Genomic DNA, 12,188 nt, shown 5'->3' on the forward strand with positions numbered 1-12,188 from the left:
CTCTCTTTTAAAAATTAGATCAAATTATAATAATTTAATGCGTCTTTAATTGCATTTACCTTTTCCTGTGTCGGATGCTTCCTTGTTTGCTTTAATCCCTCTGCCGCATTAGGTGCATCATACATCGGCAATCCCAATTCTCTTTTTACCTCTGCGATATATGCGGTCTGTACTTTAAACCCATATTTCATTTCCACATACTCTTGTATCAATTTATATGTAGCTTTTGGAGCAGGCTGATGTTGTTTTGCTCGCTCCACAATCTTATCCAGTGGTACTTTTCCCTCGCCTTCTCCAAATTCAACCGTTACATTAATATGGCTATCTGGTGATTTGTGGGACAAAAGAACACACCGTCTCAACGGTATTACCGTTTTCCCACAAAAGTTTCCTTATCTCCCGTCCGTCACGATAAATCGGAAAATTAAACTCTATCGACTTCAAAATCCTGTCTGATGTGCCGTTAGGGTATATCTGAATTTCTTTAATCAGATAGGAAACAAGGCTTTTCTTTTCCTCGTCACTTATTATAGCATAAAGTTTGCTGAAGTTCTCCATAATTCTGTAAACATTCTCAAGCGTGATTGCTTCCATCTCAATAGAGCTTCTTCGCAATTTTGCATCTTCAATTCGTTCTTCCAACTCCACTATTGTGTCATACAGTCCATCAAGTCTTATTGTCATATCGTGGATTTTTCGTTCCCGATATTTTGCATCAGCAGGAAGATTGTCAATTTCCCGTTCCAAACGGGCTTTGTTCAAATCAACCTCTTTCAACTTACTTTCATAATTTGCAAGCTCCTTATCTATTTTGCTCGTATCGGTCTGGACACCAAATCGTTTTTTAATTTCCTTTGCAAAGCTCTTATCACTTACTAACTCTCTAATTGCTTCGATAACAAGCGGCTCTATATCTGTTTTTCTTAGCGATGCTTTGTACTCACAATAATGACCACGCTCCTGCTTATTTCTGCCACAAATATAATAGTACACTTCTTTATATGTGCCGTCCTTATTTGTCCAAGCGTGCTTATTGGTATACATCGGGCTTCCACAAAGAGGGCATTTCAACACACCAGTTAAAAGGTGCGACCTATCCTTACCTGTTTTGGACGGTTGCTTTATTCCCGTAGCTACACGCTTAGCGTGAACTTTTTGCCATAATTCCTCGCTGACAATACCTTCGTGCTGCCCGTCCTCTAATATATAATCTTCGGCGTGTACCTGCTTATATTCATTTTTCGTGCCTTTAACTTTTTCCCTTGTTCTTCTACCATAAGCAATTTTGCCACAATAAACAGGATTGTCTAATATCTGCCTCACCAGATGACCACTCCAATTTTCCAAAGTACCATTCTGTCGGGGTATTTTCTTTATTCCTTGCAAATTAAGATATTTAGCGATACCGCCGTACCCTATATCCGAGCCTGCAAATTTCTCAAATATAATGCGAATAGCCGCCGCTTCACTTTCTTCTATTAAAAGCTGATTGTCTTTCAAATAATATCCATACGGAGCAAATCCGCCATTCCAACCGCCTTGTCTTGCTTTTTCTCTGCGACCATTCATCGTCTGCTCGATAATATTCTCTCTTTCAATTTCAGCAACAGCAGAAAGGACAGATATTAACAGTTTGCCGCTTGTCTGTGATGAGTCAATCCCTTCTTCAATGCAAATCAGATTTACGCCGTAGGATTGCACATACTCTAATGAATTTAATATGTCTGCTGCATTTCTGCCAAATCGGGAAAGTTTATATACCAGAATATAATCTATTTCCAATCCATTCCCAATATCAGAAAGCATTTTCTTAAACGCAGGGCGACCCTCAATAGATTTTCCCGACTTTCCTGCATCCTCATAAATGCCGACAATCTCCATTTCTTCTCGGTCTGCAAATCGTTTTAATCCGTTTTTCTGACCCTCAAGGCTATATCCATCAACCTGCATTTCTGTACTAACTCTTGGATACAGAACGCACTTTTTTCCTTCTCTGTTCATATTGCACCTCCATAATAAATATAGGAAAATGTTTCTATGTAAGGTTGCGTATTTCTACGCAACACAATCTAAATCCTGCAAAACTGACTGCCCGTACTTTTCTACGATTTGCACCATCACATTCATAAATTTGTCAAATCGTTCTTTCTCGTCACATTTTTGTTCAAGTTGGCAATCTGCACCATTAGATACTTTTACATCTTCCATCTGTCTACCTCCGCTAAATTAAAACGGCTGTACCTCAATTATAGAAGTACAGCCATCAAATGACCAATGTGCGAATTTCTATGAAATCATCAATTTGTACCTTTTAGTATGTTCAGCGAAACGCTAATGGCAAGAGCCTTATCAACTCTTGCCATCTCACTTTCGGAAAGCATACCGATATATTCCTGTAAACGCTTCTTATCAATAGTACGTATCTGTTCAAGCAAAATAATAGAGTCCTTGTTAAGACCCTCAAAATCTCTGATAGCAGTATGGGTGGGCAGCTTTGCCTTTGTGTGTACTCGGCTCGTGATAGCGGCAACGATAACCGTGGGGCTATGCCTGTTTCCTATATCATTAGAAATGATAAGTACAGGGCGTGTACCTCCTTGCTCCGAGCCGATAACGGGGTTAAGTTCTGCGTAGTAAATATCCCCACGCTTAATCGTTTTCTCCATTTGTTTGACCTCCTATCTGAATTTAGGCAAGAGATTTCTGCCTATGTAGGCAGCCAAACACAAGGAAGTATTTAAGGTCGGGAGAGCATAAAACAAAACTCTGTTTCCATAGACCGCCTTGCGTTTGGCTTTATGATAGGAGCATTTCAATTTGTCCTCGACACCCCGAAATGCAATGCGTTATAACACGCAGGGAAGTCGCCAAACGGTCAGCAGCTAACTGACGCCACGGGGGTTCCACCCCAACTGTCGTTCTGACAGAGCCGCCCTCATTGCCTGCGACGGTTTAATCACGCTCGGACTATGACTGGACGGGAGTACCATTATGCTCTTTGTGGGTTATGGCGAAATCGGGAGCTGCCCGATATTTTGAGTCGATAGTTACTCGCTCACCACCTTTCAACGCTTTCTGCTAATCGGCAGGTCTTGGCGTATCGCTACACACGCTTATGCTCATCACAATCACAAAGAGGAAGTATTTGGCGAATGGGTATTCAGTTTTCAAGGTGCAATCCCGTTTTCGCCACACAAAGGAAAACAGGCAAAGGTTTTTATCCCTTCACCTGTTTCCACACTCAGAAGCTATAAGTAGCCCCTAAAAATCAAAAGTTTTTTAATGCAAGGCGAATTTTTTCAATCGCCCTGTCAATAGAACGCTTGATAGGCATTTTCGTACAGCCCTCCATAGCTCCAATCTGCTCATAGGTTAAGCCTAAATCGAAGTGGAGCATAAACCGCCGCTTTTGTATTTCGGGCAGTTCCATAATTGCTCGGTTGAGCCGTTCCATTCGGATATTATCGTTTACCGCATCGTCAACAGGCTTTGGCTTATGTACCGCCCGTCTGCAAAGCGTTTCCTCGGTCAGTTCCGATTGCTCCAAATGCCTTTCATCAGACCTGCGAAGATTACGCTCACGCTTGATAAAGTGGCAAAACTCCATATAAACAGCCTTTGAAACCTCTGTTTCTCGGAAGTTACCCTGCCCATCTGTAAATGCTACAAAGTAGCGTTTTCTGCCGTCCGTTTCCTCGAAACGGATTGTATAGGGATTTGTGTTGTCAAACACTTCTGTTTCCTCCAATCTGAATTTTTTGAAAAATTCAGATTGGCAGGCGGTGAACGGCATCCAACGCCAGAATTAGGCTTGTCCTGCGTTTTTACAAAAAGCGACACGAAAAAATCCGCAAAGGCTGTCAAGCCAATGCGGATATAAGCATAATCACTTCTATTTTGTAGAGATTTGACATCTACTTTCGAGGTATAAGAGTACCACGCCCAAGCAGGGATTTTTTTAACAGGTTATCCTCGCTTATTCGTGATACTATGTAAATAGTTGCCGCTTCTTATAAACAGCGGCGTGATGGTATTAGACCAACACATAAAAAATCCCTCCAAACTCAAAACGGGTTTAGAGGGGCATTCATTTAAGCGTGACAATACAGCCCACCAAAAGCACCGTTTTTTTTATTCGGTGGGCTTGTCCTACCTGTGATTATATAAAAACAGAGCCGACAAACTGTGATTTCATTTCACAAGTTCATCGGCTCTGCGTCTTAGCGTCTGGCTCTACAACTGTTATTTTTTGTTTTGTCACATTGATTACACTTTCTTGTTTACACTTCGGACAGAACAAAGGAAAGTTTATCAACTCTGTATCTTTTCGTATTTTAGTTCGAGTTTTATTTTTGCAAATAGGGCAATACACCCATTCCATATACCTCAACCTCCATTCTATTCCAGCGTATCTATATATTCCTCTAAACACATTCCCTGAGAATATATTTCCAAAGCGGCTTCTTTTCCAACATATCTATAATGCCAAGGTTCGTTTATGACACCAGTTATATCTGTTTTATCTGAGGGGTAACGCTTTATAAAGCCATATTTATGAGCATTTTCCGCAAGCCAGCTATATACATCATCACTTGAACTTTTTGTAGTGTCAGCATTTATATCAACCGCAATTCCTAACTGATGTTCACTGGTTCCAGGAATTGCCACCCATTGCTCTGCAAGTTTTTTCGCTTCGGACTTCGATTTTCCTTCATTTTCATACGCTTCTATCTTTTCGTTCAATAGCTGCTGTTGTTCTTCCTGCGTCCTATACCCCTCTCTGACAAATAAACCATACCCTTGCGCCCTTGCGTCATTAAACATTTCCTGCAATTCTGGATAAATTCTGGAATCTACTTTTTCCCCATTTGATAATTCTGTAAGTTCTACTTTATAATCATCAGGAATATAACTATTGCGATTTACAAGAATCAGATTCCAACCATTATCCCCACTGGCAACATGATGTGTTATGTTATCAAGAGGGAGTAATGTAAAATCTGAATTAAGTACCTTGCCTGCCATCATACACAAGATTATTAAAAACAGCAGGCTAAATAATATTTTCACTTTATAGCTTTTTCGTCTTGTATATCGCTTCATTTATTTTATCTCCGTTTTTTTGTAGACCTTATACAGTATAGGTAGAAGAATCAAGCATATCACGGCATATACAGGAACAATAACGGTTGCTATTGTTGTTACTTTACCTCCCAATGTTACAAGTCCAGCTTCTTTAATATCCAAATAAATTTCTAATAACTGGTCAGGGAAGAAAGAGCATAATCCCGGTAAAGTAATAATTCTGCTTAAAAACGGAAATGCACATAATATAATAAAGGGTACAATGATTGCAGTTGGTGTAGAACGTGTCAGAGCCGAAGCCAGCATTGCTAACATGGAAGCGAACAATGTGCCAATATAACCACCTGCCACAATCAGCAAATATGCCTGTAAAAATGTCACATTATATGCACTTCTCCATAAATCTAACTGAATCGGACAGTTTGCTCCATCTGTTCCCAACACCGAAAGGACAATAAACGTATATAAAAATACAAAAGCTGCATAGAAAGCTGAAACAATCGTAAGACCCGCCCCTATTTTTGATAGAACACCTTTATTTCTTCCTAATCTGGTTGAAAAGAAAATGGAATCCGCTTTTGTCTGAAATTCGTCTGAAAATATTCCAGACACAAAAAAACCTATCACTAATGCCAAAATCAGTATAAATGTTGATATGTTTTGCAGTAATGCTGACCAACCGTCCATATATTCATAATAAAAAGGTGTATCTAAATTTTCATATTGCTGAATCAGAAAACTTTTTTCTTTTTCTGTAAATGTTTCTTCTCCAGAATCAAGATATTCTTTTAAAGTAGAAATTCTTCTTTCATAGACAGTGCTGGCTTCATCATCAGAAATGTTATCAATGGCAAAATCATTATAATCTCTGTATTCGCTAAACGCATAATTGATAACATCTCTGATTGTTGAAATCCCCTGTTTCTTTGCAAATCTCTTATTTTCTTCCTCAATGCTATCTGATGATGCTTCATTGTTAATACTTCTGTTTTCTTCAAGAACGTTTTGGAAAACGTCCTCCGTCAGGTAGCCTGACCATTCGTTTTTGGCTTCTCTAAGGTTTTTTGCTGCCGAAATACCTGTTAAATGATTCCCGCTTTCGTCAACATACTCAACTCTGTTAATCGTTAAAATACTGGTCGCAATAAGTATCACAAGCAAAACTATAATTGTTATCCTGTTTTTAGTTTTAGAAAACACCTTTTTTATTTCAAATCGCAGCATTTTCATCACCTGCCTTCTCTCCAAAATAATATAAGAATACATCTTCTAACGAAGCTTCTACGCTTTGGGCATTTACAAATGGTTTTTCATGGGAAATAATTCTTAAGATAACACCGTCTGCTTCTGATTTCATATTTGAAATTTTATACTTTTTCATAAAATCAGATACCATGTTCTTTTCCACAAAACATTCCCAGACCGTTTCCGTCATAGAATTTATTATTTCGTCTGCGGTTCCTTTGTGCATAAGTTTTCCGTCTTTCATCAACAAAATTTCATTGGCTATATATTCAATATCAGAAACAATATGTGTGGATAATAATACTAATCTGTCCTCTGAAAGTTCGCTAATCAAATTTCGGAATCTAATTCTTTCATTCGGGTCAAGCCCTGCCGTCGGTTCGTCAAGTATCAGAATCTTCGGGTTGTTCAACATAGCCTGTGCAATTCCTGCCCTGCGCTTCATACCGCCAGATAATTTTTTCATTTTTTTATTTGCTACCTTTGAAAGACCAACCTTAGCAATTAACTCTTTTACACGTTTTTTTGCGACAACAGGACGGATTCCTTTCAAGGCTGCAATATAAAGTAAATAGTCCTCTACGGTAAATTCGGGGTAGAATCCAAATTCCTGCGGCAAATATCCCAACAGTTTACGGTATTCGCTATCCATACTAAAAATATCTTTCCCATTACAATATATGGTTCCGCTTGTAGGCTTTAGTAAGGTACACAGCATTCTCATCAAGGTTGTTTTTCCTGCTCCGTTTACGCCTAAAAGACCATATACACCGTTTGTCATAGTAAGGTCTATATGATTTACAGCCGTAAAATCACCAAATTCTTTTGTTAAACCATCAAGTTCTAATTTCATCAAGTGACACCTCCAAATATTGATTACAGTTCTTTAAAATACGGCATACAGTAAGAATAAGAAAAAGTATTGTTGCTCCCAGTAAAGCTAACCAAACAGGAATAGTTACCATTGTATATACATTTTCATTTAAAACAACAAAAAGCCATACTGCACTCCATATAACGCACAGAATAATAGCAACTGTTTCACTGAATGAATATTTACTGCATAAGATTCCAAAACAGATACCAGAAGTAACACAAAGCGGAAAAAGAAATTGAACAACTAATTCTGACAACCCAATGTTCAACCCTGCCGAAGCGGTTCCTAAAAACAGAGTAATCAAAAAAACATCTGTAACGCCAAATAATAACATGCGCGCTGCATATACTTGTTTAAGCGAATAATATGAGGCTGCTTCGATTTCCATGCACTCACATGACCTGTTTTTCCACAATTCGGGAATAATAAGGATTACAAACAGTGCCGCTGCTACACCCATGCTTCTTTTAATATATATTTCATCATGGATAGAACTTAAGGCAATCCATAACGCTACCAGAAGCATAAATTGAAGAACCCACCATCTTTTTTGTATCACACGAAGCTGTGTCCATAAAAATTCGTGGTAAGAAAGCGTTCGTTCTTGTTCTGCCATAAAAAAAGCATTTTTTGATTTACAGATTGTTTCCTGTATTTTTTCTTCTTTAGATTTGACTTGTACAGATTCCTTATACATTTTCATTCTTTCTTCCAAATTCATCATATTCCTCCTTTCTCAAAACTTCCTCCAACTGAATTTTCGCCTTTCGTAAACGATATTTTACCAGAGGAAGTCCTATTTGTAATGTGTCGGAAATCTCTGTAAGTTTTAACTCTTGAAAATAATAAAGTGTAAGTACTTCACATAATTCAACTGGTAATTGCTTTAAAGCCTGCTCTACCAAAATTTTATTCAGAATATTTTCCATTTGGTTTTCTTCCACTATTTCATTTTCTTCCAGAGGTATCTCCTTTATTTTCTTCAAATAATCTTTACACAGATTGCTGGCTATCGTATATAAGTAATTCAAGGTTTTTCCCCTATAATGATAATCAGATAATTTTGAGAAAAAATGTACAAAGGTTTCCTGTGCCAAATCTTCTGCATACGTTTTATCAGAGCAATGATAATGACAATAGTTTAAAATGTCTTGATAATATTTGTGGACAAATAAATCAAGTGCATCATCATCACCTTGTTTCATTTTTCTGATTAGTAGAAAATCATTTTGCACAAAATCCTCCTTTCCCATTATTAGAAGTTCAAAATCTTTATCCCGTTCTATAATGTATAACGATTGAAACACATAAAAGGATAGTCCAAATCAAAATTTTTATTCTCGAATTATGTGAATGAACTCAAACACGTTTTATTATTATAACTATCTGAGCCCATGTCCTCAACTATATAAATATGAATTTTTATCTCTTGCAATAGGATATTTTATCTCTCGTTACAAGAGATTTCGCATCGTTTAATCAGAAGCCACATCTCTGTAAAATATAAAGGTAAGATTTTCAGAGGATAGGTGGTGAGCTAATGGACGAAAGGAACAATCATTTTGACTTTGATTTCACGCCGATTGGGCAGGCAATTAAAAAAGCCCGTGAAGCCAAAGGGATGACAAGGGAGCAGCTATCTGGCATAATCGGCTATGCTCCCAGACACATTCAATCTATCGAAAACGAGGGGCAGTATCCAAGTATTGAGCTGTTTATCCAGCTTATTACGATGTTCGATGTGTCTGTTGACGAGTACATATTTCCAAATAAAGAAGTCGAAAAAAGTTCTGTCCGCAGACGCTTAGACGCACAGCTCAACAAATTAGACGATAAAGAGCTTTCCGTCATAGAAGCAACGGTAAACGGACTATGTAAGGCAAAAGAGCCAGAGGATTAAACCTCTGGTTTTTCTTTTGCCCCTTTTCTTAATAAGCAGGGATACCATAACCATAAATTGAGCTGCTTCCAACACTGTATTGGTTTTGTCTGCAAGCATCTCCTGAGTTACCCTCAACGGTATAAACAACACCGTTCTCACATTTCTCCACAATACCTACATGGTCGGTTTCTCCGTCGTTCTCCCAATCAAAAAAGATGATAGTACCTGCTGTCGGCTCATAGTTTCGGTCTTGCCATTGCCCATTGCCTTTAAACCAATTTGCCCCATCTACGCAGCCTGCAAATTTCGGCACAATACCGCTGTCCAGATAGCCGCACTGGTCGGCACACCACGATACGAAGCAGGCACACCATTCCACACGCCCGTCAAAGCCGTACCACGACCAATAGGGCTGACCGCCCTCATTACCGAGCTGTGTCAGGGCGACCTCCACGATTGCCTGATTGCCGCCGCTTGTGAACGCCCGTCCATACGGGTAATAGCGTAACACATGGGCGGGATACTGTGTGTCGCCGTAACTTTCCCACCCTAACCGTTGTGCCTGCATGGTGGAAAATTCTACCGCATTTGCATAGGAATAACCGCCGTAGTTGGTTTTCGCCCACGAGATATAGCCGTTTCCAAAATTATAGCCCTGCAAGGCAAGTTTGATATGCTCCATATCAATCGGATTTTCCACTTCCGCAGAGATAAGGGCTGCCTTTAATTCCTGTACGCCGCATTGGATTGAATATTCAGGGTCTTGGATACCATTCGGCTCGTGGGGATAGCGTGTATTAAAACTTCCCTCCGCCGCCTGCATCGGGTCAAGCCCACGCCCGCCGCTTTCCTGCATCATCACCGCCTTGATAAGCTCAACATATTCAGGGATACCGTATTGCTTGGCATATTTCTGTATCAATGGCTCATAGGCTTCCACCTCCGCACTGACAGGCGTATAGGCATTGCTGCCGCCACCACCGCCGAACAGAGAAACGGCACAACCTAAGAGGACAACAATCAAAATTATCACAACAGAAACCCAACCGCCTGCTATCAAAGCAGAGATAAGAGCCTTTGTTCCTGCGATAATCACCTTGACTGCTGCAATCGTGTCTCTGACCGCTGTTTTGGTTGCTTCCGCAGTTGCCTTTGCGGTGGCTTTTGCCGCCTGTGCCGCTTTCTGGGCGGCTTTCGCAGAAGCCTTTGCCGCTTCTTTCGTTGCCTTTGCCGTCTGCTCGGCAGTTTTGATTGTTGCCTTAGAGGTAGCCTGTGCGGTTTTTACACTTCTTTCGGCTGTTTTGACCGAGCCTTTCGCCGTAGACTTTACCGCCTTTTCTGCATTTCGGGCGGTGGTCTTAATGGTTTTCCTGCTTTGCTGACGGGTCTTTATGAGCTGGCTTTTCCCACTCTGGGGCATATCGGGAGCAGCAGAACGGCTTGCAGTTCCGTGACGGATCTGCAAGCCGTGTTGTTCTGACATATTCCTTTCCATTCTCTGCTCGGCGGCTTTGGCAGCCCGCTTTTGCTTGAAATCGGCAATCTTGTCCTTTGTCTTTCCGATATTCTCCTGTGTGGTCTGAATACTTTTCTGACCCTGTTTATTGAATTGGTGTACGCCTTCCTCGGTCACACGCTCGGAAGCACAGGAAACTCTGTCGGCAGCGTACTCGGTGGCAGAGCTTTCGTCCGCATAATACCCTTGTTCCGCTTTATCCTTTGTCTTGGCATAAGCGGATTTCATTCGCTCGGAAGCAACGGCGGCTTTGTCTATGGTCTTTATCGTACCTTTGACCGCATCTCTGGTTTTTATATCTGCCATAGAAGCCCTCCTTTCTTACAAGCTCTGGAGCAGTCAGGCAATCTTTTTTGCTACCACCACAAGCCTGCCGTTCTGTGCGGAATATTCGCAGGTGGAAAGAGTAATGAGTTTGTCACCGTATTCGGCGGTCACGCCCGTATCATACAGGGCAAACTCCTTGCACTTGCTTACATACTCGTCAAAGGCTTTCTCGTCCTCGGCATCTACAAAGTCATAGTAGCGGAAGCCCTCGGAGCTGTACGCAACGGTCTTGAACACGGCTACGATTTCATACTCTGCCTGCTCGGTCAGGGTATCAAACTGAATGCTCTTGTGTTCCTCATAAAAGTCCTTGTCCTTGTAGCTCTCCAACGCCCCGAACATCTTTTGCCCTTTGATGTGGTGTCCGTAAATAATAAGATTATCGCTTGCGGCAAGGTCGCAGTCCTCTTGAATATACGGCACTCCCAAATCGCTGTACGCCTTTTCAAAGTTGTGCTTCAGATAAAAGTTGGGGTCATTGGGTGTCTGCATCACGGGATAATTGACTGTCGTGCCGGCAATAGAAATCCAACCGACCATATCCTCGTTTTGCAAATACAACTCCTTATACTTTGCAAGCACATCTTCGCCCTCGCTGACAGGGGTATCATCGGGAACGCCCTCGGTATCTGGGGTCTGCTCCACCAGCTCGGCTATCTGCTCAAAGGCTTCGGTCTGTTCGTCCACCTGTGCATAGTGGTGATACACCTGAAAGCCGCAAAAAACCGCCGCTGCGAAAAGCAGTACGGCGGCAGCTACACAAATCTGCATCTTATATTTTTTCATTGATTGCTCCTTTCTTTGTTCCTGCCCATTTTATGGGCATAATGGTATGCCCGTAGGGTATTTCGTTATCGAACATTGTCTGTCTGCTGCTTTGGTGTGGGAAGTTCCCTGCAATATTCGGGATACCTGACCTTAATGCCCTCCATAAAATACGGGGCAAACTCGCAGCAGAATAATTCCTCTGGCGTGAAAAACCGTTCCCGTCCTTCCTCCGCATATCCGTTCCAGAGATTGAAAGCAAGGTGGCAGACCTTGACCGTTCCGCTTGTCTGCCAACCGCCGTGCATACCCTCTGGCACAATACAGTCGGTCTTAAAGTCAAACATCTGGTTAATGTTTGCCCTCGTTTCCGATGCAATTCCCATTACATAGAAAAATGCCCTGTGATAGCAGTCGTTGACCCTGCTTTTCATCATATTTTCCAGAAAGAAATCACGGTGAGCCGCACTTTTGAATTTAATATCTGCCAT

At 41.0% G+C, this 12,188-nt stretch carries 15 protein-coding genes; 1 reads left to right on the forward strand and 14 read right to left on the reverse strand.

What is annotated here, in order from left to right:
- Positions 1 to 14: 14 nt before the first annotated feature.
- The 11 genes from AB5150_RS03015 to AB5150_RS03065 form a co-directional block, all read right to left on the reverse strand.
- On the reverse strand, positions 15 to 260 hold the full coding sequence (locus AB5150_RS03015; RefSeq protein ID WP_368291171.1) for a hypothetical protein: 246 nt from the start codon (positions 258 to 260) through the stop codon (positions 15 to 17).
- Between the two features lie 61 nt (positions 261 to 321).
- The gene (locus AB5150_RS03020; RefSeq protein ID WP_368291172.1) at positions 322 to 2,001 is read right to left on the reverse strand and encodes a recombinase family protein; all 1,680 of its coding nucleotides are present in this window, start codon (positions 1,999 to 2,001) and stop codon (positions 322 to 324) included.
- Between the two features lie 54 nt (positions 2,002 to 2,055).
- Positions 2,056 to 2,208 carry a hypothetical protein gene (locus tag AB5150_RS03025; protein ID WP_015522552.1) on the reverse strand — a complete coding sequence of 51 codons (153 nt, stop codon included), beginning with the start codon at positions 2,206 to 2,208 and terminating at the stop codon, positions 2,056 to 2,058.
- Positions 2,209 to 2,297: 89 nt separating this feature from the next.
- Complete coding sequence (locus AB5150_RS03030) at positions 2,298 to 2,666, reverse strand: type II toxin-antitoxin system PemK/MazF family toxin (protein WP_015522551.1); 369 nt, start codon at positions 2,664 to 2,666, stop codon at positions 2,298 to 2,300.
- A 602-nt stretch (positions 2,667 to 3,268) separates the two neighbouring features.
- The gene (locus AB5150_RS03035) at positions 3,269 to 3,733 is read right to left on the reverse strand and encodes an RNA polymerase sigma factor (protein ID WP_158561913.1); all 465 of its coding nucleotides are present in this window, start codon (positions 3,731 to 3,733) and stop codon (positions 3,269 to 3,271) included.
- Between the two features lie 471 nt (positions 3,734 to 4,204).
- Positions 4,205 to 4,390 carry a cysteine-rich KTR domain-containing protein gene (locus AB5150_RS03040; protein WP_233435087.1) on the reverse strand — a complete coding sequence of 62 codons (186 nt, stop codon included), beginning with the start codon at positions 4,388 to 4,390 and terminating at the stop codon, positions 4,205 to 4,207.
- A gap of 8 nt (positions 4,391 to 4,398) precedes the next feature.
- Positions 4,399 to 5,103 (reverse strand): M15 family metallopeptidase, encoded by a 705-nt coding sequence (locus AB5150_RS03045; protein ID WP_368291173.1) that lies wholly within the window; start codon positions 5,101 to 5,103, stop codon positions 4,399 to 4,401.
- Positions 5,104 to 6,309 (reverse strand): ABC transporter permease, encoded by a 1,206-nt coding sequence (locus AB5150_RS03050; RefSeq protein ID WP_117688271.1) that lies wholly within the window; start codon positions 6,307 to 6,309, stop codon positions 5,104 to 5,106.
- The gene (locus AB5150_RS03055) at positions 6,296 to 7,183 is read right to left on the reverse strand and encodes an ABC transporter ATP-binding protein (RefSeq protein WP_117688265.1); all 888 of its coding nucleotides are present in this window, start codon (positions 7,181 to 7,183) and stop codon (positions 6,296 to 6,298) included. The genes AB5150_RS03050 and AB5150_RS03055 overlap by 14 nt, the downstream gene beginning before the upstream one ends.
- Complete coding sequence (locus tag AB5150_RS03060) at positions 7,167 to 7,928, reverse strand: hypothetical protein (RefSeq protein WP_117688264.1); 762 nt, start codon at positions 7,926 to 7,928, stop codon at positions 7,167 to 7,169. Before AB5150_RS03060 ends, AB5150_RS03055 begins: the two co-directional genes overlap by 17 nt.
- The gene (locus tag AB5150_RS03065) at positions 7,897 to 8,442 is read right to left on the reverse strand and encodes an RNA polymerase sigma factor (protein ID WP_117688263.1); all 546 of its coding nucleotides are present in this window, start codon (positions 8,440 to 8,442) and stop codon (positions 7,897 to 7,899) included. Before AB5150_RS03065 ends, AB5150_RS03060 begins: the two co-directional genes overlap by 32 nt.
- Positions 8,443 to 8,747: 305 nt before the next feature.
- Here AB5150_RS03065 and AB5150_RS03070 point away from each other — a divergent pair, with 305 nt between their 5' ends.
- Positions 8,748 to 9,107 (forward strand): helix-turn-helix domain-containing protein, encoded by a 360-nt coding sequence (locus tag AB5150_RS03070; RefSeq protein ID WP_368291174.1) that lies wholly within the window; start codon positions 8,748 to 8,750, stop codon positions 9,105 to 9,107.
- Between the two features lie 28 nt (positions 9,108 to 9,135).
- Here AB5150_RS03070 and AB5150_RS03075 read toward each other — a convergent pair whose 3' ends face one another.
- The 3 genes from AB5150_RS03075 to AB5150_RS03085 all read right to left on the reverse strand — a co-directional run bounded on the left by AB5150_RS03075 (position 9,136) and on the right by AB5150_RS03085 (position 12,188).
- Positions 9,136 to 10,911 carry a lysozyme family protein gene (locus AB5150_RS03075; RefSeq protein ID WP_368291175.1) on the reverse strand — a complete coding sequence of 592 codons (1,776 nt, stop codon included), beginning with the start codon at positions 10,909 to 10,911 and terminating at the stop codon, positions 9,136 to 9,138.
- A gap of 33 nt (positions 10,912 to 10,944) precedes the next feature.
- A complete protein-coding gene (gene srtB, locus AB5150_RS03080; RefSeq protein WP_368291176.1) occupies positions 10,945 to 11,718 on the reverse strand; it encodes a class B sortase in 774 nt (257 codons plus the stop codon).
- Positions 11,719 to 11,783: 65 nt separating this feature from the next.
- Positions 11,784 to 12,188, reverse strand: coding sequence for a DUF6075 family protein (locus AB5150_RS03085; RefSeq protein ID WP_015522539.1), 405 nt, complete (start codon positions 12,186 to 12,188; stop codon positions 11,784 to 11,786).

Origin of the sequence: Coprococcus sp. RTP21281st1_F1_RTP21281_210402, assembly GCF_040915325.1 — a bacterium.
GTDB lineage: Bacteria > Bacillota > Clostridia > Lachnospirales > Lachnospiraceae > Coprococcus > Coprococcus aceti.

Bases quoted from the DNA above. Each gene is read 5' to 3' on its own strand.
- AB5150_RS03020 (WP_368291172.1), bottom strand. From the start codon at position 2,001: ATGAACAGAGAAGGAAAAAAGTGCGTTCTGTATCCAAGAGTTAGTACA.
- AB5150_RS03025 (WP_015522552.1), bottom strand. From the start codon at position 2,208: ATGGAAGATGTAAAAGTATCTAATGGTGCAGATTGCCAACTTGAACAA.
- AB5150_RS03030 (WP_015522551.1), bottom strand. From the start codon at position 2,666: ATGGAGAAAACGATTAAGCGTGGGGATATTTACTACGCAGAACTTAAC.
- AB5150_RS03045 (WP_368291173.1), bottom strand. From the start codon at position 5,103: ATGAAGCGATATACAAGACGAAAAAGCTATAAAGTGAAAATATTATTT.
- AB5150_RS03050 (WP_117688271.1), bottom strand. From the start codon at position 6,309: ATGCTGCGATTTGAAATAAAAAAGGTGTTTTCTAAAACTAAAAACAGG.
- AB5150_RS03055 (WP_117688265.1), bottom strand. From the start codon at position 7,183: ATGAAATTAGAACTTGATGGTTTAACAAAAGAATTTGGTGATTTTACG.
- AB5150_RS03060 (WP_117688264.1), bottom strand. From the start codon at position 7,928: ATGAATTTGGAAGAAAGAATGAAAATGTATAAGGAATCTGTACAAGTC.
- AB5150_RS03070 (WP_368291174.1), top strand. From the start codon at position 8,748: ATGGACGAAAGGAACAATCATTTTGACTTTGATTTCACGCCGATTGGG.
- AB5150_RS03075 (WP_368291175.1), bottom strand. From the start codon at position 10,911: ATGGCAGATATAAAAACCAGAGATGCGGTCAAAGGTACGATAAAGACC.
- srtB (WP_368291176.1), bottom strand. From the start codon at position 11,718: ATGAAAAAATATAAGATGCAGATTTGTGTAGCTGCCGCCGTACTGCTT.
- AB5150_RS03085 (WP_015522539.1), bottom strand. From the start codon at position 12,188: ATGGCAGATATTAAATTCAAAAGTGCGGCTCACCGTGATTTCTTTCTG.